15 protein-coding genes and 1 pseudogene are annotated in these 17,298 nt (G+C 67.7%); 6 read left to right on the top strand and 10 right to left on the bottom strand.

The features are described 5' to 3' along the window. Window positions 1-11: 11 nt before the first annotated feature. The 7 genes from DPM19_RS00850 to DPM19_RS00820 all read right to left on the bottom strand — a co-directional run bounded on the left by DPM19_RS00850 (window position 12) and on the right by DPM19_RS00820 (window position 8,617). A complete protein-coding gene (locus DPM19_RS00850; protein ID WP_111862803.1) occupies window positions 12-1,778 on the bottom strand; it encodes an ABC transporter ATP-binding protein in 1,767 nt (588 codons plus the stop codon). After that, window positions 1,771-3,516 carry an ABC transporter transmembrane domain-containing protein gene (locus DPM19_RS00845; RefSeq protein ID WP_111862802.1) on the bottom strand — a complete coding sequence of 582 codons (1,746 nt, stop codon included), beginning with the start codon at window positions 3,514-3,516 and terminating at the stop codon, window positions 1,771-1,773. Before DPM19_RS00845 ends, DPM19_RS00850 begins: the two co-directional genes overlap by 8 nt. Further along, a complete protein-coding gene (locus DPM19_RS00840) occupies window positions 3,506-4,387 on the bottom strand; it encodes a siderophore-interacting protein (protein WP_111862801.1) in 882 nt (293 codons plus the stop codon). Before DPM19_RS00840 ends, DPM19_RS00845 begins: the two co-directional genes overlap by 11 nt. Then, complete coding sequence (locus DPM19_RS00835; RefSeq protein WP_111862800.1) at window positions 4,384-5,292, bottom strand: ABC transporter ATP-binding protein; 909 nt, start codon at window positions 5,290-5,292, stop codon at window positions 4,384-4,386. Before DPM19_RS00835 ends, DPM19_RS00840 begins: the two co-directional genes overlap by 4 nt. 26 nt (window positions 5,293-5,318) lie before the next feature. Next, complete coding sequence (locus tag DPM19_RS00830; protein WP_111862799.1) at window positions 5,319-6,392, bottom strand: FecCD family ABC transporter permease; 1,074 nt, start codon at window positions 6,390-6,392, stop codon at window positions 5,319-5,321. Next, window positions 6,389-7,453 (bottom strand): FecCD family ABC transporter permease, encoded by a 1,065-nt coding sequence (locus DPM19_RS00825; protein WP_233509735.1) that lies wholly within the window; start codon window positions 7,451-7,453, stop codon window positions 6,389-6,391. Before DPM19_RS00825 ends, DPM19_RS00830 begins: the two co-directional genes overlap by 4 nt. A gap of 81 nt (window positions 7,454-7,534) precedes the next feature. Beyond that, entirely contained in the window at window positions 7,535-8,617 is a 1,083-nt protein-coding gene (locus tag DPM19_RS00820; RefSeq protein ID WP_111862797.1) for an ABC transporter substrate-binding protein, read from the bottom strand. Between the two features lie 156 nt (window positions 8,618-8,773). Between DPM19_RS00820 and DPM19_RS00815 the strand changes: the two genes are divergently transcribed. Then, the gene (locus DPM19_RS00815; RefSeq protein ID WP_111862796.1) at window positions 8,774-9,532 is read left to right on the top strand and encodes an AraC family transcriptional regulator; all 759 of its coding nucleotides are present in this window, start codon (window positions 8,774-8,776) and stop codon (window positions 9,530-9,532) included. On the opposite strand, the gene DPM19_RS00810 is transcribed toward DPM19_RS00815, so the two are convergent. Next, window positions 9,523-10,362 carry a sugar phosphate isomerase/epimerase family protein gene (locus DPM19_RS00810; RefSeq protein ID WP_199484757.1) on the bottom strand — a complete coding sequence of 280 codons (840 nt, stop codon included), beginning with the start codon at window positions 10,360-10,362 and terminating at the stop codon, window positions 9,523-9,525. The two genes, DPM19_RS00815 and DPM19_RS00810, sit on opposite strands and share 10 nt — an antisense overlap. Window positions 10,363-10,788: 426 nt before the next feature. Here DPM19_RS00810 and DPM19_RS00805 point away from each other — a divergent pair. The 5 genes and pseudogenes from DPM19_RS00805 to DPM19_RS00785 all read left to right on the top strand — a co-directional run. Next, window positions 10,789-11,004: pseudogene (locus DPM19_RS00805) on the top strand (ISAzo13-like element transposase-related protein); the annotation flags it as partial. Window positions 11,005-11,772: 768 nt separating this feature from the next. After that, window positions 11,773-13,299: a YrhB domain-containing protein gene (locus tag DPM19_RS00800; protein WP_111862794.1), complete on the top strand. Its 1,527-nt coding sequence runs from the start codon at window positions 11,773-11,775 to the stop codon at window positions 13,297-13,299. Window positions 13,300-13,304: 5 nt separating this feature from the next. Then, complete coding sequence (locus DPM19_RS00795) at window positions 13,305-13,535, top strand: hypothetical protein (RefSeq protein ID WP_146778708.1); 231 nt, start codon at window positions 13,305-13,307, stop codon at window positions 13,533-13,535. 401 nt (window positions 13,536-13,936) lie between these two features. Next, on the top strand, window positions 13,937-14,158 hold the full coding sequence (locus DPM19_RS00790) for a hypothetical protein (protein WP_111862792.1): 222 nt from the start codon (window positions 13,937-13,939) through the stop codon (window positions 14,156-14,158). Next, complete coding sequence (locus DPM19_RS00785) at window positions 14,151-14,759, top strand: DUF2637 domain-containing protein (protein ID WP_111862791.1); 609 nt, start codon at window positions 14,151-14,153, stop codon at window positions 14,757-14,759. Before DPM19_RS00790 ends, DPM19_RS00785 begins: the two co-directional genes overlap by 8 nt. 117 nt (window positions 14,760-14,876) lie before the next feature. On the opposite strand, the gene DPM19_RS00780 is transcribed toward DPM19_RS00785, so the two are convergent. Together DPM19_RS00780 and DPM19_RS00775 are read right to left on the bottom strand one after the other, a co-directional pair. Then, window positions 14,877-16,316 (bottom strand): restriction endonuclease, encoded by a 1,440-nt coding sequence (locus DPM19_RS00780; protein WP_111863322.1) that lies wholly within the window; start codon window positions 16,314-16,316, stop codon window positions 14,877-14,879. A gap of 240 nt (window positions 16,317-16,556) precedes the next feature. Continuing rightward, window positions 16,557-17,288 carry a helix-turn-helix domain-containing protein gene (locus tag DPM19_RS00775; RefSeq protein WP_111862790.1) on the bottom strand — a complete coding sequence of 244 codons (732 nt, stop codon included), beginning with the start codon at window positions 17,286-17,288 and terminating at the stop codon, window positions 16,557-16,559. Between the last annotated feature and the right edge of the window lie 10 nt (window positions 17,289-17,298).

The raw sequence follows: 17,298 nt of genomic DNA, 5'->3' as shown, positions 1-17,298 counted from the left end.
GGCCGGCGGGGTCACCGCCGGCCGGCGTCCCAGGCCGCCCAGAGGGTGGCGTACCGGCCGCCCGCGGCGACCAGGTCGTCATGGGCGCCGGTCTCCACCAGGCGTCCGCCCTCCAGCACGATGATCCGGTCCGCGGCGCGGGCCTGGGAGAGCCGGTGGGCGATGACGAGAGCGGCCCGGCCCGCCGTCACGCCGGCCGTCGCCCGGTCGAGCACGGCGGTGTCGGCCGTGTCCGCCTCCGCGGTGGCTTCGTCCAGGATGACCAGGAGCGGGTCGGCGAGCGCCAGCCGCGCCAGGGCGAGGTGCTGCGCCTGCGCGGCCGTGAGGGCGAGGCCGCCGTCGCCCACCTCGGTGTCGAGGCCGTCGGGCAGCAGATCGACGATGTGGTCGGCGCCGACCTGCTTCAGCGCCGTGGCCACCTGGTCGTCGGTGGCTTCGGGCGCGGTGAGGGTGAGGTTGTCGCGCACGGTGCCGGCGAACACGTGCGTCTCCTGGGTGACGGTGACGATCCGCCGTGGATCGACCCGGCGGACGACGTCGCCCGCCGTGGGGTGGTGCACGCCGGCGACCAGGGCGGCCAGGGTGGACTTGCCGGACCCGGTGGGGCCGACCACGGCGAGCGTCGTCCCGTGCTCGATCCGGGTGTGGATCTCGGAGAGCACGGGCCGGCCCGGCCGGTAGGCGAAATGCACGCCGGTCAGCTCCACGGCCGGGCCGGTCTCCGTCCCGGCGCCGCTCCCCGCCCCGTCGGCGGCGTCCGCGCGGGCGGTGGTGACGCCGATGATGCGCCCGAGCGAGGCGAGGGCCGACTGGAGTTCGTCCATCAGGAACAGCAGTTCCGCGATGGGGACGATGGTGCGCAGGTACAGCAGGGCCGCGGCGGTGACCTCGCCGGTCGTCGTCTCGCCGGTGAGGGCGAGCCGGACACCGATGCCGAGCACGGCGAGCAACCCGAGGAGTTCGGCGACGTTGAGGTGCCCGAACAGCCGGTTCTGGACGATCCGGGTGCGCATCGCCCACCTGACGGTCAGCCAGGTCGCCGCCTTGATCCGGTCCAGCTGGCGGTGTTCGAGCCGGTGCGCCGTCACCGTCGGCAGCTGGGTCAGGGTGCCGAGGACGTCGTGTCCCCGGGCGGACTCCGCGGCGCGCTCGGCGACGTAGACGCCCGGGGCCGTGCGCAGATACCACCGTACGGTGAGGACGTACAGCGGGAAGGTGAGGGCGAAGCCCGCCAGGAACCAGGGGTCGAGCACGGCGAGGGCGCCCGAGACCAGGGTCATCGTCAGGATCGAGACGGTCAGCCGCGGCAGCACCTCGGGCAGCGTGCCGGAGACCTGCGCGATGTCGTCGGACGCGCGGGTGACGACGTCGCCGGTGCCGGCCGCCTCGATCGTGGCCCGCGGCAGGTCCAGCGCCGCCCCGACGTAGCGTTCCCGCAGCTCGGCGACGACCGTTTCGGCCAGCCGGGCCAGGGCGCGGACGGCGACCCAGGTCACCGCCCCGGCCGCCATCGCGGTCGCGGCGAGCAGCGCGACCTGCCACCAGAACGACCCCGGCACGCCGGAGCCGGCAGCGGCGGTGGCCTGCGCGGTGTCGACCAGGTTGCCGATCACCAGCGGGAAGACGAGCGCGAGGCCCGCCTCGGCCAGGAAGAGCGCCACGATCCCGCACAACGCCAGGCGGCGTCCGGCGAGCATCCGCCAGACGCAGGTCGCGACGGTGCGGCCCGAGGCGACCGGCAGCGTCTCGCGCGCTTCCGCGGTGACCGGCTCAGACATCGATCCTCGTTTCCCGTCTGACGGTGATGACCCGGTCGGCGACCGCCCGGAAGGCCGGCGCCGAGGTCAGCACGAGCGTGGTCCGTCCGGCCCGGCAGGCCCGGACGGCGGTGGCGATCGCGTGCTCGGTGACCGCGTCCACCGAGGTGGTGGGCTCGTCGAGCACCAGCAGCTCAGGGTCGGCGGCGACCGCGCGGGCCAGGGCGATGCGCTGGCGCTGCCCGCCGGACAGCTGCCATCCGCCGTAGCCCACGGCCGTGTCGTACCCGTCGGGCAGCTCCGCGGCGGCCAGTGCCGCCGCCTCCAGGGCCGCCCGCGCGGCGTCGGCCGGGACCGGCTCGTCCCCGGTGGCGCGGACGTTGTCCAGTACCGTCCCGGGCAGGAGCGCCGGGGTGTGCGGGGCGATGAGCGCCCGCTCGCGCCAGCGGACCGAGGAGTGCTCCGCCAGCGGCAGGCCGGCGAAGGTGATCTCTCCGGTGGCGGGTGCGGCCCGCAGCGCCAGCAGGTCGCCGAGCGCCCCGCGGTCGGCATGGGGCAGGTCGAGGACGACGAACTCGCCCGGGGCGACCCGCCCGTCCAGGACCGTGCCGTCGGTCAGGGCGAGGCCCCGGAACTCCAGGGCCGGCTCCTCGTCGCGGCCGGGCGCGTCGGTCGCCGGGCCGGTCGTCTTCCGGGGGGTGGCGAGCAGGTCGAGCACGCGTTCCGCGGAGGCCTGCGACATGGCCCAGATCTCCCCCTGGACGGAGATCAGCGCGTCGAGCGGACCGATCAGGGTGATGGCGATGGACGACACCATGACCACCTGCCCCACGGTGATGTGCCCGCCGAAGGCCAGCAGCGCCGCCCCGATGGTGACCACGGCGGCGAACAGGTTGCCGATCGCGGCGCTGGCGCCGCCGAACGCCGCCTCCACGGACCGGGCCGCCAGGCTCGCCCGCAGCGCGTCCTGGCTGACCTTCCGGTACCGGTCGGTGGCGGTGCGCTGGGCGTGCAGGCCCTGGACGACCCGGAAGCCGGCGACCAGGTCGGCGGCCTCGGCGGCGGCGTCGGCGAGACCGGCCTGCTCGTCCTTGCCGCGCCGGCGCAGCGGGTGGGCGGCCAGGTGCATCAGCCCCAGCACGACGGGCAGGACCAGGACGACGCCGATGCCGAGGGCGGGATGCACCCAGAACAGCACAGCCGCGGCGGCCAGCAGCCCGATCATTTCGCCGGGCGGGTAGATCGTGACGTAGATCGCCTGGCAGGCCTGGAAGGTGTCGGAGGTCGTCAGCGACAGCAGCCGGCCCGGCGGGTGCGCGGCGGTACCCAGATCCCGCTCGTCGAGCACCCGTTTCAGGGTGTACTGGGAGAGTTCGTAATGCGCGCGCTGCACCCCGTACCACCCCAGACGCCCGCCGAAGCGGAAGCCGAGGTTCATCAGCACGTACAGGGCGATGAGCGCGCCCGTCCAGCCGGCCAGCGGCCCGGCGATCTCCCGGGCGCTCGCGCCGTCGACCGCCGGGGCGACGACGGAGTCGATCAGCTTGCCGACGGCGACGGGCAGCAGCACGCTCGTGACGTTGTACAGCGTCCGCAGGAGAGAACCCGCCAGGACGTACTGCCAGGCCGAGGTGATGATCGCCCGGGTCAGCCGGGCCGGCGGCCCGGCCGGGTCGACGCGCAGCCGCGGTTCGTCGTCGGGAACGGCGGGGGCCTCGAACCGGCCCCACTTCCGCTCCGCGGGCGCGTCAGTTGTCATCGATGTCGGCGTCGTGGTGGTCGAAGCCACCCACACCGCGTCTCCAGTACCCGTCGACGACGACCTGATCCTTGGTCAGGCCGACCTCGCGCCGCAGGTACCGCCGGATCGGCTTCATGGACTCCGTCTCCCCCGCCGCGAACACGAACAGGGTGCCCGGGTCCGCCGGGGGCCGCCACGCCCGGAGCGCGGTCTCCAGGGCGCTGAGATGCCCCTCGGCCACCGGAGCGGAGTCGCGGTGGACCCAGCGCAGGTCGACCTCGGCCGCGCCGGTCAGCTGCTGCCGCTCACCGGCGTCCGGGATCTCGACCAGGGCCGTGACGTGGGCTTCGGCGGGCGCCTCGGCGATGATCCGCGCGATGGCCGGCAGGGCGGTCTCGTCGCCCAGGGCGAGATAGCGCGGGTAGTTCTGCGGGAGCAGCCAGTTCGCGCTCGGGCCGTTCACCACCAGCCGGTCACCGGCGCTCGCCTTGCTCGCCCACACGCTGGCGAACCCGTGGCCGTGCAGGACGAAGTCGAGCGACAGCTCACGCGCCTCGGGGTCCCAGGCCCGGACGGTGTAGTCGCGGTGGATCGGGTCGCCGTCGCCGCCCACGTTGACCCACCGGCCGTCGGGCTGCTCCCGCGGCGACACCAGCTCGCCGGTCTCGGGATGGGGAAAGAACACCCGGACGTGGTCGGGTGCGAAGGGCGCCAGCGGGAAGCCCTCGGCGAGGCAGTCGCCCACCAGCACGATGCGCCGGTACCGGGGCGTGATGTCCTCGGCCCGCGCCACCTCCAGGTCGCGGACGACGAGGCGGTCCATGTAGTTGAACTGGAGTTCACCGGTCCGGTTCGGGCCGGTGAACCTCGGGAGTTTCTCGCGGTTCATCGGGTGCTCTCCTTCTCCTGTCGGCGCGGTGGTGAGGGTTCGTGGTCGGTGTCGGGGTCGCGCGGCTCCACCGGGTGGACCGTCGCCGTGCGGGGGTCGAGGGGGGTGACGCTGGGGGTGCCGGTGACCGGGTCGGGCGCCACGAGGGCCCGCAGCCCGAACACGGATTCGACGAGTTCGGCGGTGATGACGTCGCGCGGTGTCCCGGTGGTGACGATCCGCCCGTCGCGCATGACGATCAGATGATCGGCGTAGCGGGCTGCCTGGTTGAGGTCGTGCAGCACGCAGACGATGGTCTTGCCCTGGTCGTGGAAGTCGCGGAACAGCTCCATCAGCTCGTACTGGTGGGCGATGTCCAGGAACGTGGTGGGCTCGTCGAGAAGCATGATCGGGGTGTCCTGGGCCAGCAGCATCGCCACCCACACCCGCTGCCGCTGCCCGCCCGAGAGCTCGTCCACCAGCCACCCCGACAGCTCGGTCAGGCGGGTCGCCGCCAGGGCCGCCGCCACGGCGTCCTCGTCGGACGGGCGCCACTGGTGGATCAGGTTCTGGTACGGCGCCCGGCCCCGGGCCACGAGATCGGCCACCCGGATGCCGTCCGGGGCGAGCGAGCTCTGGGGCAGCAGCCCGAGCCGGCGGGCGACCTCCTTGGACTTGTAGGCGCCGATCGCCTTGCCGTCGAGCAGCACCGTCCCGCTGCTGGGGGCGAGCACCCGGGCGAGCGCCCGCAGCAGGGTGGACTTGCCGCAGCCGTTGGGGCCGATGATCGCGGTGAACGACCCGTCCGGGATCTCCATGGACAGCCGTTCCGAGATGGTGCGCTTGTCGTAGCCGATGGTGGCGTCATCGACGACGACACGGGGACGGCCGGCCGCGGGGTCCGCCGTCCCGGGTGAGTCGGTCATCTCGTCCTTCGCAGGTTTCGCGGGGCTCACCGGGTGAGCCCGTACCGTTGGTGGGTCTCGCGGATCAGCAGCCAGATCAGGTAGCCGCCGCCCAGGCACAGCGTGATCAGCCCGACCGGTACCGGCCGGTACGCCTGGGCGATGAGCAGGGAGAGCAGGTGGGCGCCGGCCAGCATGGTGGCTCCCATCCCGGCCGCGGCCGGGATGCCCACCCCGGCCGAGCGGGTCAGCCGGCGGGCGAGCTGGGGTGCCGCCAGGGCGATGAAGACGATCGGGCCGGCGGCGGCGGTGACCACCGCGGCCGTCGCGACGCCCGTCACGATCAGTCCCAGCCGGACCGGTCCGGGACGGGTGCCCAGCGTGACGGCGGCGTCGTCGCCCATCTCCAGCCGCCGCAGCGCGGGGGCGAGCAGGGCCGCCGAGACGATGAGCACCGCGGCGATCGCCAGGGCCGGGACCAGCGGGGTCCAGGTGACGCGGGCGAGGGAGCCGGCGGCCCAGAACCCCACGGTCATCGCGTCCTCGATCTCGGCTCGGGTGATGAGGTAGGAGTTCACCGAGACGAGCATCGCCGAGACGGCGATACCGACGATGATCAGCCGGAAGCCCTGGATGCCGCGCCGGTAGGACAGGACGTAGACCACGAACGCGGTCGTCAGCCCGCCGGCGATCGCCGCGAACGCGACCCACCAGTAGCCGCCCTTCCCGATCACCAGGATGGTGACCACGACCGCGGTGTACGAGCCGGCGTCGAACCCGATCACGTCGGGGGAGCCGAGGGGGTTGCGGGTCAGCGACTGGAAGATCGCTCCGCCGATGCCGAGCAGCGCTCCGAAGACGACGGCGGCGATCACGATCGGCAGCCGCCACTTGAGGACGACGGTCCGCTCGAAGCCCTGCTCGGCGCCGGTGAGCGCCGCGAACACCTGCTGGAGGGTGAGCGGATAGTCGCCGTGGGTGAGAGCGACGGCGCCCAGGCCCAGGGCGGTCAGGAACAGGGCGGTCGAGACCACCACCGACCGGAGGCCCACGCGGCCGGAGACCCAGCGCGATCGCAGGGTCCGGGTGCGGTACCCGAACGCGACGCGGCCCGCGCTCACAACCCGCTCGCGATCCGCCGCCGCACCAGCGCGATCAGCACCGGTGCCCCGATCACCGCGGTCACGATGCCCACCTCGATCTCTCCGGGGCGGGCGATCACCCGCCCGACGACGTCCGCCCCCAGCACCAGGGCCGGGGCGGCCAGGGCCGAGTACAGGATGATCCACCGCTGGTCCGGGCCGGTGAACCAGCGGGCGACATGCGGCACCATCAGCCCGACGAACGCGATCCCGCCGGTCAGCGCGGTCGCGCCGCCGGCCAGCAGGGTGACCGCGACGACACCCAGCACCCGGGTGCGCCCGACCTTGGTGCCCAGTGAGGCCGCCAGGTCGTCACCGAGCGCGATGGAGTTCAGCGACCCGGCGAGCAGGATCGCGATCAGCAGGCCGAGCAGGATGAACGGCAGGACGGCGAGGATCTCGTCCGGGCCGGTGCCCGCGATCGAGCCGAGCCCCCAGAGGTTCATCGCCCGGAACGTCTCCTCGTTGATCAACGTCAGGAACCTGGAGAGCCCGCTGAGCACCGCGCCCAGCGCCACCCCCGCCAGCACGAGCGTCTCCGGCGAGACCGACCCGCGCCCGGCCGAGCCGATCAGGAAGACCAGGACCGTGGCCGCCGCCGCGCCGAGGAAGGCGAACCAGATGTAGCCGTTGATGCTGGTCAGGCCGAAGAACCCGACTCCGACGGTGACGGCGAACCTGGCACCGTCGTTGACGCCCAGGATGCCGGGGTCGGCCAGCGGGTTGCGGGTCAGCGCCTGGATGAGCGCGCCCGCCACCCCGAACGCCGCGCCGACGAGAACACCGAGCAGGGTGCGGGGCAGCCGGACGGTCCAGACGATGTTGGACGCCTCGCTCCCGTCCCTTTCCCACAGCGCTCCCCACACCGTCGGGAGCGACAGCGGGTTGGCGCCGAACGCGATGCTGAGCAGCCCGGCGATGCCGAGGGCCGCCAGGATGACCAGGAGCCCCACCGCGCGGCGGCGGTACAGCGACGGCGCGGGCACGGCGTCCGGGAGGGCGGGCTGCACGGGCGGCTGGTGCGTGGAGGTGGGCGGCACGGCCTTCCTTGCGGGTAGCGGTCGGGGCGGGGACCAGGGCCGCGGTGGCGCCCCTGGTCCCGACATCCCGTGCGGTCTGGGTCAGGACAGCTTGGCGCCGGCCAACCACTGGTCGGCGATCACCTTGACGCCCCAGGGCAGGCTGGTCGCGCTGGCGCCCATCCGCAGCATCCAGGTCACGTTGTCCACCTGCTGTCCGGTGGCGTTCGTGACCTTGGTCGGGTCCTTCTCCACCAGGGTGAGCGCGACGTAGCGACCCTCGGTCACCGGCTTGAGCGCCTTGAAGAGGGGCTTGGCCTCGCGGGTCTTGCGGAACGCCTCGCTGGCGTAGACGACCACCAGCAGGTCGGCGTCCAGCAGGCCCAGGTTCTCGTCGGAGACCACGTCCTCGTCGACGAACTTCTTCGCGTTGGGGTTCGGCGTGAAACCCAGGTTGGTCATGACGCCTTCGGTGATGCTGCCGGCCACGGTGTAGTAGGACAGGCCGTGCTGGGGGCCGTAGTCATTGGCGATGGTGATGGTCTTGCCGGCGAACTGCGGGTGCGCCTTGGCGGCCGCGGCGATCGCCTGCTCGGCCGAGGTGACCAGCGTGCCGGCGGCGGCGGCGAGGTCCAGCGTCGTGCCGACCAGGCGCTGACGGTCCTGCCAGGAGATCTCCTCTTCCTTCTCGGTTTCGAGCACCGGCGCGATGTCGGCCAGCTTCTTGAACTCGGCCTCGTCCACGACCGCGCCCACGGCGATGATCAGATCGGGCTTCGCCGCGGCGATGCCCTCGAAGGGGGTGTCGTCCCTGCGGGTGGCGGTGTCCACCTTCTCGATCTTCTGTGCCCAGGCCTTGTCGCGCCACCCGACGACGGGGTCCTCGGTGAGGGTGTAGACCGGGGTCACCTTGAGCGACTGGAGCGCGTCCAGGTTGGGGGACATGCCGATGACGGCGATCCGCTCGGGGCGCTTCTGGAGGGTCGATTCCCCCGCCCAGGTCTTCAGCGTCAGCGGGTACTTCGTGGTGCCCTCGGCCGCCGGGAGCAGGCCCGCCGGCCTGCTGCTCGCCGGGTTGGGCTCGTCCTCGGTCGAAGCGCAGCCGGTGAGCGCGAGGAGCGCGGTCAACGCGACGGCGGGGGCCAGACGCCACCGTCTGCCGCGGCGGAATATGGAGCTGGTCATGGGGGTCCTCTCGGTTGTCCGACGACGCCGGCCGTCTGGTGTGTACCTACGCGACATGCGCTCGAAGTAAGGTTAGGCGAACCTAACTTTCTACTGTGCACCGATTCCGACAGACGTCGCGCAGAATGCGACAGAACCGGACCCGAGGTAGACGAAATGTCTCAGCGCACGTATGGCGACGCGGCCGCGCCCTGGCGCATCTGGATGCCGGCGGTCACCATTCCCGAGCAGCACGAGGACCGCCTGCACGTCCTGCTGTGGCAGGTCTGCGGAGACACCGACCTCATCGTCGGCGGCGACAGCCGCACGCTGACGGCCGGGTACGCGCTGTGGATCCCGGTCGGCGTACGGCACGAGTTCACGGTCCGGGCCGACTCGGTGACGATGCCGCTGTTCTTCGAGGCCGCCGACACCGCCACCACGCTGACCGAGCCCACCCTGGTCACCGTCGACCAGGACCTGCGGATGCTCATGCTGGCGTATACGGTGTCGTGGAACACGATCATCAAGCCCACGCCGAACCTGGCCCGGCAGATCCTCGCCCTGATCGAGGAGAGCCCCGTGCTGTCCGCCGTGCTGCCGATGCCGACCAGCGAACCGGCACGGGCCATCGCCGAGGCGCTGCGCTTCAACCCCGGCGACATCCGTGGCGTGGAGAAACTCGCGGAATCGGTGCACACCTCCGTGCGCACCGTCGAGCGGATGTTCCAGGCCGAGACCGGCATGACGCTGCGGCGGTGGCGGATCCGCAACCGGATGGAGGCGGCCGCCATCCTGCTGCGCTCGAACGCGGCCCCCGAGGCGGTCGCGCACCGGGTGGGCTACACGAACGCCAACGCCTTCCGCCGCGTGTTCAAGAGCCATTTCGGCATCTCGCCGACCGAGTACCTCGATCGCTACCGGGCTCAGCCGTGATCGCCCCCGGGCGCGACCGGCCCCGCGGCCCGCTTCGCCAGCTCGTCGACGAGCTGCCGCAGGGAGTCGGCGCCGAGTTTGGCGACCTCGGTCGCCGGACGTTCCCGGTATCCGGGGTTGAAGATTTCGAGCGACAGCGGTCCGCGGTAGCCGGACGCGACCGCCGACGCGACCGGAGTCAGCACGTCGAACTCCCCCTCCCCCGGGAAGCACCGGTGGCCGCGGCTCCACAGTATGACGTCCATCGACAGCCACGGCGCGTCGGCCACCTGGAAGAAGCCCACGGAATCACGCGGCAGCCCCGCCAGCACCGACACGTCCTCCCCCGCGGCGTTCAGGTGGAACGTGTCCACCACCAGGGCGACGTTCGGATGATCCGCGTACCGGACGGTCTCCCAGGCGTCGGCGACCCGGCTGATGTGGGTGCCCCAGGCCAACGCCTCGAACATCACCGTCATCCCGTGCTCCGCGGCCGCGTCCCCCAGAGCGGCCAGTTGGCTCGCCGACAGGTCGCGGCTGCCGTCGGCGTCCGCATCGGTGTTGGACACCACCAGGATCGAGTCGGCGCCGAGTCTGCGCATCACCTCGAGCTCCCGCCGGAAGCGGGCCAGGACCTTCCGGAACTCGTCCCCGGGAACCCCTTCCGCACGCCGGAACGGCTGGTAGAGGTCGATGGTGAGGCCCAGGTCGGCGCAGCGGCGGGCGCACTCCTCCGGCGTCATGCCGGACTTCCGGAGGTCGTCGTCGAGCAGTTCCAGGCCGTCGAACCCTGCCGCCCCGATCGCACCGATCTTCTCGATGAGACTTCCGCCGAGCGACACGGTCGCCATGCACAACTTCATCGTTTCTCAGCCTCGCTTGTCACGAAAGGGGCAGTTCCACGAGCGCACGAGCAGTTCGGAACTCGCGCCCGGCAGGACGCGCCCGCCGGGCAGGTCGAGCGCGAGGGTGCTCAAGGGCCTTCCCATCGTCGGCCTGGACACGGCTTCTTAGGCAAGGCTTGCCTTAGTTAGGTAACCCTTGCCTATCTTGGGGATGTCTTCGTCTTATCGTCAAGCCCTGACGCCCCTGTGTCTGGCCGGTTACGGATACGCAAGGTCGGGTGTCTGGTCTTGCATCGCCTCTGATGTGCGCCTTCGGGTAGGGGTGAGCCGAAGCTCACCGCCCGGGGTTGCGTCCACGGGGCGGTGTATGAGTTTGCGCCGGTGAGAAGCGTGGCGTCGTGAAGTGAGACGGCCATCGCGTGACCCTTTTCGAAGTCCGACCAATATGGGATCTACGACATCAGCGCGAACACCGGCTGGGTGAACACCGGCATCGACCACGACACCTCAACATTCGCGGTCGCCTCGATCCGCCGCTGGTGGCAGGCCCGCGGTCGCCTCGACCACCCCGATGCGACCCACCTACTGATCACCGCGGACGCGGGCGGTTCCAACAGCTACCGGCTCCGGGTCTGGAAAGCCGAACTCGACACCGCCCCTGCCACGACCTGAAGTACGTGTTCCACGGCCCGGGCGCCGACGCCTCCGCAGGCCGGTTGTGCGGCTAGGTGATGTCCCCGGCACGCCGGTGTCTCGGTCGCCACCGCCTCCGATCGCTCCTGGCCTCACCCCGGACGGTTTGCGCCACTCCCACAAGACCCTGACGGTCGAGCTGCGCGTCCCCGAACTATTGAGCAAGGAAGACGATTCCAAGATCGCCTCCCAGAATTCTCCCAAAAAGAGAGACGCTCCCCTCCAAGCCCGCCCCAGAAAGGGGGGCCTGACCTGTGCTGACCTGCTGTTATACGGGTGGGCGATACTGGGTTCGAACCAGTGACCTCTTCGGTGTGAACAAGGATCTTGCATCGCCCACGCCTGGAATTCGCGAAGAAGGTACAGGTCAAGCCTCTACCTGACCCAGAGCGACCAGGCCTTAGGCAGCTTCACCAGCAACATCATCTCCCAAGTTTCTCCCGAGATCCGAGTAGGAATCAGCAGGTCAACCGGTCCCGCAACAATGATCTTCTTGTTCCCCGAACGGACGTTCGGGGAACAAGAAGAAGTCCAGAAGTGTCAGTGGCCAACCTTAATATTTGCGATACAGGTGCGACGCCAGGACCGCCTTGCTCGAACCCATCAGCGCAGGCGGCCGTCGTAACAGGCCATCACCGCAAGCTCCGCATTCCCGCACAAATGGTCTAGCGACGCTTGCGTAGGTGGGGCACCATTGGGCCGTGACGCTCACCGGAGACGAGGATGCCCTACTACAACGGCACCGACCTGCTGACTGAGCCTGGTTTCTGGGCCGTCCATCTGAGCCGGACGCATCAGGTGGACGAGGCCGAGCCAGCAGCGTTCGGTGTTAAGGCCGAGGACGTCCGCGCGCTGGACGAGCGGCTGGCGGACACCGAACGGTGGCCGGTGTTCCGCATCGAGCTGCCTGGCCGTGTCATCTTCCGGGTGATCTACCGCAACAGCGACCCCGACTTCGGGACCGACTTCGTACTCTCGCATCCCGCCTGGCGAGGGAGTTTCACGGTGACCTGGCTGGACGGCCATCCCGGCTGGCCGGGGCTGAGCTGGCCGGAATTGTGCTGGATCGCCGAGCATCCACCTCCGGACGGCCGATGGATCAGCGAATGGGAGCGGCGGCTGTTGCTGTTCCTGCCGTGCATGGGGGATGCCGCCATGCCCGGCACCGCGGTGGACACGGTCGCCGAGGCGCTCGAACGCGTCGGCGTCCCCGAACCGGCCGGGCTGGCCGCCCGGCTGCTCGCCGGTGACGAAGGGCCGTCCTGGCACCACGACCGCAACCGGGCTCTGGTCTGCGACAACCAATGGGGTCCCAGGTCCGTGGCCCCCGGCGGGAGGCTAACCCCCGACCAGGCCCGAACCGTGGCAAGGGTGTTAACCGACAGACCGCTTCCATTCTGGATAGAGAACGAATGGACGCACCCACTCGCTCCCCGCTATCCCCGCATCGGTCACTTCATGGACACCGTCCTCTTGGGCAGCGGGTCGCTTGACGACGAGATCCGTGACTACGTGGACAGCGCCGAAGGTCCTGACATCGCGTGCCGCATGATCGAGGAGATCCAGAGGCTGCTCGCCGATCCCGGGGTGGACGACGACGACCTGACAGCCTTCGTGCGGGCCCATGCCCACCGCTTCATCGGTGGCAGTGGACGCCGGACGCTGCAGGAGGTCGCCGACCGCCTGGACCGCACTGTGCGGCATCCGCCCCCGCCCCATCCGTTCACACCGCGGGCCTCGAACCTGAGCAGGCTGCTGAGGGAATTCACCCGGAGCAACGGCGAACTGAACGAACTCGTCCACGCGGGTGCGGACTGGCTGGGCGTCCTGGCGGTGCGCACCGCCGTCCGCGAAACCGATGCGCTGATCGACGACCCCGCCGTCACCGATGCGCAAATGTCGGAGTTCGTGCGGTCCCAGTCGTGGTGGCTGGTGAACGACAGCGGCCTGCGCACCCTCGAACTGGTCCGCGCCGCGCTCCGCCGATGGGCACTCGAACGCCCTGAGCGCAGCCTCCGTCTCGAGCAGGCGCGCCTCATCGCCGAACGGACGCTCGACCAGACCTGGCGCCGGACGGTGGACGACGTCATCATCGACGACAGCCGGATCCGTGAGCAGCCGGACTGCTGGAGCTTCGGCTACAACACCCACGCCTACCTCAGCACCGGCGACCCTGCCGACATGCTCGCGGGCAATGACCCCCTGCTCGTCGACCGCGTGACCGGTAGACCCCGATTCGACCGCAGGTGATCACCATGCCGCACGAGGCGCTGGTGGCCGGGGCAACATCAGAGTCGGGGTTCGAGACCAAGCAGGCTGCGCTGGACTGGGCCAACGACCAGGAAGCCCGGGTGCGGCAACAAGATTGGCACGACCCCCGTGACGGGGCGGCGTTACTCGCGGACTGGATCGAGCTGTGGTGGGCGGGGCAGGACATCGAACCGACAAGAGCGCCTGACCACCACCCGAGCGAAGGGGTGCGGTGACCCGGCAGCGACCGGGTCACCGCGTCCCTTCTCTGCACATGAACACGGAGAGTGACCAAAACGAGGATGGGTTCTCATGACCACATTTGGCCTGGGGCAAGATCGTGCCCCAAATCTGCCCCACGAACGACTGAAGGCCCCCTCCGAGTAATCGGAGAAGGCCCTCTATGGGGTCCGTGACCTGGGAAAACGTTGGGTGGGCGATACTGGGTTCGAACCAGTGACCTCTTCGGTGTGAAGCAATGAAGAGAAGTCGATCTAGGTCGAAGTGAGTCGAACGGGGAGCCCCTCACCTGCACCGACGCCCTGATGGAGTCGCGGCGGGTCGGGGGGTGCCGAAAGGCATTGGCTCCCTGTTTTGGCTCCCGTGGCTCCCTCCCCAGGGCGGGAGAGGAGCCCCCATGCTCAAGATCAACGATGACCGCATGACGGCCACCTTCGACGGAACCGAGATCGCCACGGCCACCCGTACTGGTGCCGTTTGGGTCGTCAGCACGTGGCCCTATCCCCTCACCTACAACGCCGCGATCACGGCTCTCACGCTAGCCGAGCGTCTCGCATCCGGTCACGGCGACGACGACCCCTTCGTGATCACCTGGCGTGAGGAGTTGGCCCATGGCTGACCGCCTCACCCGAATCACGACGGCGCTCGCCGTGGTGACGGTCGCAGCGGTAGCGGCCGTCATCTCCTACCGCCACGCCTACGAACTGGTGCGCGCCCACGGCGAGACCGGCGTGACCGCCACGCTGGTGCCATTCACGGTGGACGGCCTCATCTGGGCCGCTTCCATGGTCATCCTTGATGCCAACCGCCGACGCCAACCCGTCCCCGTGCTCGCCAAGTGGAGTCTCGGCGTCGGCATCGTGGCCACCATCGGCGCCAATGTGGCGCACGGCCTGAACCACGGCGTCATCGGTGCTCTGGTCAGCGCTTGGCCGGCTCTGGCGTTGGTCGGCTCGTTCGAACTCCTGATGACCTTGACCCGCAACGCCGTTCCCAAGGTGCCAGCGGAACCGGCCGCTGAACCAGACCGGCGCATGGACGAGGAAGCCGACGAGTCACGGACCGAACCGGTACAGGCGCCGGAGCAAGCCGTACTCGCCGACTACCTTGCGAGTCTCAACGGTCCCGGACGGCCGCTGTCGCAGCGGTTCCTCGCCGAGAAGCACGGTATCGACCGTCGCAAAGTTAAGCAGATCATCTCTGCTACGGCACAAACCTAATCTTATGTAGGCGCAGGCCCCTATCGATCAGCATTTGATCGATAGGGGCTTTTGTCTACAGGACATTAGACCATCAAACAAAGACAAGAAATAAGCAGCCAGCTTGAGGCATGCAAACTAGTGCGAAACCACCGTTACAATATCACTATATCTTTTAACAATATCAGGGTTTCTGCGCAAACGATGCTCAATCTCGCTACACCCCCACCAGTCAGTAAAGTAATCACCCTTTCTCCGGAGCGCTTCAAGATAACCTATTGCAGATGTTCCAACATTTCCCATAGCAACCAACAAGTAGCCTTCAGCATCATATTGGTCAAGCGTATCCCGAATATCAAGGACGTGGCGCTTACCGACGGTTCGGTTAAGCGCCTTGCACTGAATAACCACTTCACGCGCGCGAGCTATCGGATAATTTTCGCCTACGGCATGGCCGCCCGCCTGAGGAGGGGTGTGCCATGCTGCTATATGGTCGCGACCCCCATCCCTCTCATTAGCGTGCCCTACTGTTCGCACTTTCGTTACTCCAGGTTCGCGAACTAGCAAGTCATAGACAAGGCTCTCAAAACGCTCACCATCCACCCGTTCAGCCCACACGTACGAATCTGCAGGAAATAGGAATTGTGCTTCATCTTGATGGCGAAGAAATACTCTATCTTTTTCACCGTCAAAAGCACGCCTACCGGAACTGGAGCCTAGAAACAGCACAAACCCTTGACTTGCAGTCACCAGGCAGTTTTCCAGTGGCATCACGCGCAGCTCACCAAGATCACTTACGCCGGCCAGTTTTTTCAAGAGAAAGCCCAACTGGTCCACATCTTCACTTGGCGTGAAATTAAACAAACCATCCCGCAGAACAATATTTCCCGTCACTCCTTGAATCAGCTTGCGCTCTCCAATACTCCAGAGAAAATCGAAGATATCTGAAACTTGGTCACTCTGGATGATGGAGATATCCGCACCAGCACAGCGATAATACTTCCAACGAGGAGGATTCCTGATATTATAAGTATCTTCAGATTCATTCGCTAGACCACCCAACACTTTCATCACCCGCCTTCCCCATACTTCAATCTCCTCCCAGTCAACCAACGACTCTAGCTCCTCTTGGCTGAGGTGAGGTGAAATAGCTTGATGAAGAAAGTATTCCAGCAGAAGGAGTTTATGTATAAGCTTCTCGGCTTCAGGGAAGCTTTCACCTTGGACATGAAAATACCCGTTACTAGGCTGGGAAAGCAAAATGTATCGCGCGTAAACCTCCCCACTAGGGACATACGCCGCAGGATGCGGAACATCCATCAAGGCGCATGAAGCAGTGCCAGTTTCCGCAAAAAACATCGCCACCAGCATAGACAATATATCATTTAGATCAGATCGCTCTCCGGGCCAATTCCATGAGTTTGTGCGAAGATAAAATGCACCAAATAGCGTCGTTTCGCTAACTTTTTCAAAGTGCAATGAGATTGGCGAATGAGGGAGTTTAATATTGAGCGAATCTTCGTTGCAGCGCGCCTCAAGTGAGCACTCTTCGGCGACAGCGATCAGATTTTCATACATAAGCTGACCAAGACTAGGGGAGCTTTGCGATGGGGCAGCACATACTCTATACCATCCACATGCCTACCCAGCAGAACGGGGTAACCTTCCCTAGGCTCACCCCCAACGACCTTGGTCACCAGCACTACAATAAATAGAGTAGTCTACGCCGTTACACAGATACAGCTACCGCGACCTCTCGACAGGGCATGTAAGATCACTGATTGCAACATGGTTGCGAATGGCATTTCACTCTTGGACCTATGCGAGCGGCACCGCAGTATCCCAGACTCGTTCAAAACTATTGAGGTAAGTAGACGCCATATCGCCTGATTCAGTCTGGCGAACGTGCAAAACAGGGGCCCGCGCGGCAGCGATGCCATAAGCGTGTGGATTGATCATTAGACAATCGTCGGCGCGATAGATCGAGTTGTAGAGCACGGTGCTATGAAGTCGGAATTCGACGCCCGCAACGTTATACAGCGGCTGGTACAGGACGAGTGAGTTGCTTATCTTTGCGGCCAGCGAGTCGCCCACCCCTTCGTTTTCACCACGCTCGCGGATGTGTGGGCTATCGGGATCACCAAGCATGATGCGTACGGTCACATCGCTGCGGGCCTTTTCGGCCAGGAGACGGACCAAGCCTGTGTCCTCGGCGAGGAAGAGACCTGCGTAGACAAGGATGCCGATCTCCCGATGGGCACCGGCGAAGAGGTGATACCAGACGGTTCGGGGCACAGCCCAGCGATGCGGATACATCGCGATGACCTCGCTCGTCTGCGCAGCGGCGTGAAGTCGTGGTCTCGCCGGTCGAGGCCATAGATCTGCCTCGTTCACGCCCAAGAGTGCGGTCATGGCGCGTCGGTGCCGTGGGTACGGAGTTCGGCCGGCGAGCCAGCGGCGGACGGTCTTGACATCGACGTCGAGCCTGTCGGCGATGTCATGTTCGCCCATCCCGGCATCGGTCATCGCGCGGCGGAGTGGTTCGTTCACGTGGCCCTCC

This window comes from Actinomadura craniellae (assembly GCF_003289645.1).
In the GTDB taxonomy this organism is placed as follows: Bacteria; Actinomycetota; Actinomycetes; order Streptosporangiales; family Streptosporangiaceae; genus Actinomadura_D; species Actinomadura_D craniellae.
Note: the sequence above shows the minus strand (reverse complement) of the source record. Positions and strands in the feature narration are given on the sequence as shown.

What these genes read in the sequence shown, in the direction of transcription:
- DPM19_RS00845 (WP_111862802.1), bottom strand. Translation starts at nt 3,516, where the DNA reads ATGACAACTGACGCGCCCGCGGAGCGGAAGTGGGGCCGGTTCGAGGCC.
- DPM19_RS00815 (WP_111862796.1), top strand. Translation starts at nt 8,774, where the DNA reads ATGTCTCAGCGCACGTATGGCGACGCGGCCGCGCCCTGGCGCATCTGG.
- DPM19_RS00840 (WP_111862801.1), bottom strand. Translation starts at nt 4,387, where the DNA reads ATGAACCGCGAGAAACTCCCGAGGTTCACCGGCCCGAACCGGACCGGT.
- DPM19_RS00790 (WP_111862792.1), top strand. Translation starts at nt 13,937, where the DNA reads ATGCTCAAGATCAACGATGACCGCATGACGGCCACCTTCGACGGAACC.
- DPM19_RS00850 (WP_111862803.1), bottom strand. Translation starts at nt 1,778, where the DNA reads ATGTCTGAGCCGGTCACCGCGGAAGCGCGCGAGACGCTGCCGGTCGCC.
- DPM19_RS00835 (WP_111862800.1), bottom strand. Translation starts at nt 5,292, where the DNA reads ATGACCGACTCACCCGGGACGGCGGACCCCGCGGCCGGCCGTCCCCGT.
- DPM19_RS00820 (WP_111862797.1), bottom strand. Translation starts at nt 8,617, where the DNA reads ATGACCAGCTCCATATTCCGCCGCGGCAGACGGTGGCGTCTGGCCCCC.
- DPM19_RS00780 (WP_111863322.1), bottom strand. Translation starts at nt 16,316, where the DNA reads ATGTATGAAAATCTGATCGCTGTCGCCGAAGAGTGCTCACTTGAGGCG.
- DPM19_RS00810 (WP_199484757.1), bottom strand. Translation starts at nt 10,362, where the DNA reads ATGGCGACCGTGTCGCTCGGCGGAAGTCTCATCGAGAAGATCGGTGCG.
- DPM19_RS00785 (WP_111862791.1), top strand. Translation starts at nt 14,151, where the DNA reads ATGGCTGACCGCCTCACCCGAATCACGACGGCGCTCGCCGTGGTGACG.
- DPM19_RS00795 (WP_146778708.1), top strand. Translation starts at nt 13,305, where the DNA reads ATGCCGCACGAGGCGCTGGTGGCCGGGGCAACATCAGAGTCGGGGTTC.
- DPM19_RS00800 (WP_111862794.1), top strand. Translation starts at nt 11,773, where the DNA reads ATGCCCTACTACAACGGCACCGACCTGCTGACTGAGCCTGGTTTCTGG.